We start from the raw sequence: 1315 nt of genomic DNA, 5'->3' as shown, positions 1-1315 counted from the left end.
GGCGGTTTCAGGGTGCTAGTGCAACACCACTGATAAGTTCATCCAGTCTCTCACGAGGCGTACGGAACTCAAGCGTCCGCCGCGGACGATCATTCAGGAGGTCCTGCATCTGCAGGACCTCCTGATCGGTCACCCGATTGAAATTCGTGCCCTTGGGATAGAAATCCCGGATCAACCCATTGAGATTCTCATTCGAACCCCGCTGCCACGGCGAATGAGGATCGCAGAAGAACAGGCGACACCCGGTGGCAACAGTGAAATCAGCGTGCTGGGCCATCTCCTGACCCTGATCCCATGTGATCGTCTGCCGCAACGCCTCCGGCAGTCCCTCGATAAGACCACGCATCACATCAATCACCGTCGCAGACTCCCGACTACCCGGGAGCCTGCCAATCAACGCGAACCGGGTCTGCCGCTCCACCAGAGTCACCAACCCAGAGGAGTCCGGCCCGACAACCAGATCACCCTCCCAATGCCCCGGCACCGCCCGATCGGCTACCTCAGCCGGACGATCCGACAAACGGGCCCCTGCCAACCACGGACGACTACTCCGCCGCGGCAGCTTCGACTGCGGAACCCGGCCCGTGCGCCCCGACCGCAACGCCTTGACCACACTCAACTCGTGGCGCAGCGACCCCTTGCCCTGCACATACAGGGCCTGGTAGATCGTCTCGTGGGACACCCACACCTCCGGGCAATCGGGGAACTCCACCCTCAACCTACCCGCGACCTGCTGCGGAGAATACCGCGCGTTGAGCCGCTCGACGACCAGATGCCGGATGAGAGGGTCGTCGAGCTTGCCGCCACGGGCCGCATGACGGTACCGCATCGTCGCGTAGTGGCCCATCATCGCATGGTAGAGCCTGGCGGGCCCCTGCGTGTGCCACCGTGGTTGTCCCGGGCGGTCCACACTGTGCCGGCGGACCTCCCGGGAGACCGTCGACGGGCTCACACCGAGGTGTCGGGCGATCTTGCGCAATGACCACGGCACCTCGGCGTTCAACGCCGTTTCGATGAACGTCCGCTCGGCCAGTGTCAACCGATGATAGGACCGACCCGCAGCCGGCTGAGGGTCGGTCAGGTCGACTCTCTGGACCCCTCCGGTACGTCCGGTCGTTGTTGTCATACCCGCTAGTCTGGCCCATTTCCCGACGGTTGAACGGCTCATGGACCGGGCCTTCGCGATCCGGGCGACAGGAATTCCCCGAACGATCTCGTTAAGCACCTCGGACCATTCCTGGTTCGAGTAGTTCACTGCGATGTATGGCATACGCCCCTCCTGGGAAGGGTGTTGCACTAGCACCTTGAGACCGCC

General features: G+C 63.2%; 1 protein-coding gene. It reads right to left on the bottom strand.

Annotated features, from left to right (window positions below):
• Nucleotides 1–7 precede the first annotated feature (7 nt).
• Entirely contained in the window at nucleotides 8–1126 is a 1119-nt protein-coding gene (locus NQ038_RS15135) for an IS30 family transposase (protein WP_257062987.1), read from the bottom strand.
• Nucleotides 1127–1315: the final 189 nt, after the last annotated feature.

The organism is Brevibacterium sp. 50QC2O2, from assembly GCF_024580675.1.
Taxonomy (GTDB): domain Bacteria; phylum Actinomycetota; class Actinomycetes; order Actinomycetales; family Brevibacteriaceae; genus Brevibacterium; species Brevibacterium moorei.
This window is presented reverse-complemented; position numbering and strand designations above follow the sequence as displayed.

Coding starts and splice junctions, on each gene's coding strand:
- NQ038_RS15135 (WP_257062987.1), bottom strand. CDS start 1,126: ATGACAACAACGACCGGACGTACCGGAGGGGTCCAGAGAGTCGACCTG.